The following is a 271-nucleotide window of genomic DNA, read 5'->3' as shown; positions in this document are numbered from 1 at the left end:
GTGTTTTTTGTTACCCCCCCCCGGGCGGGGGGCGCGCGGGCGCGCCCCGCGGGCCGCTGACGTGCGTGCCCGCTCAGCGGGCCGGTACCGCTCCGTTCGGCGCTCCCGGCCCGCTCGGCGTCCCCACCGCGCCGCGGCCCAGCAGCAGGGCGAGGTCGTCGGCCTGGCAGCGGATCTCCGGGATGGCGGTGGTCTCCAGCAGGTTGCCGCGTCGCAGCGAGCCCAGCGTCCACAGCGGTGCCGGCGCCCGGCCGCCGGTGGGGAGGAGCCG

Annotated in this window: 1 protein-coding gene (running past one end of the window); it reads right to left on the bottom strand. The window is 79.3% G+C overall.

Annotated features, from left to right (window positions below; all coding sequences use genetic code 11):
• Positions 1-73 precede the first annotated feature (73 nt).
• Positions 74-271, bottom strand: partial view of an FAD/NAD(P)-binding protein gene (locus ACFV6I_RS38060; protein WP_380430711.1) — the 3' portion only. 1,353 nt of this gene lie beyond the right edge of the window; only the last 198 of its 1,551 coding nucleotides appear in the window; its start codon lies beyond the right edge, outside the window; its stop codon occupies positions 74-76.

This window comes from Kitasatospora sp. NPDC059803 (genome assembly GCF_042732255.1).
In the GTDB taxonomy this organism is placed as follows: Bacteria; Actinomycetota; Actinomycetes; order Streptomycetales; family Streptomycetaceae; genus Kitasatospora.
The sequence above is the reverse complement of the archived record's forward strand: the minus strand, read 5'-3'. Positions and strand labels throughout refer to the sequence as shown.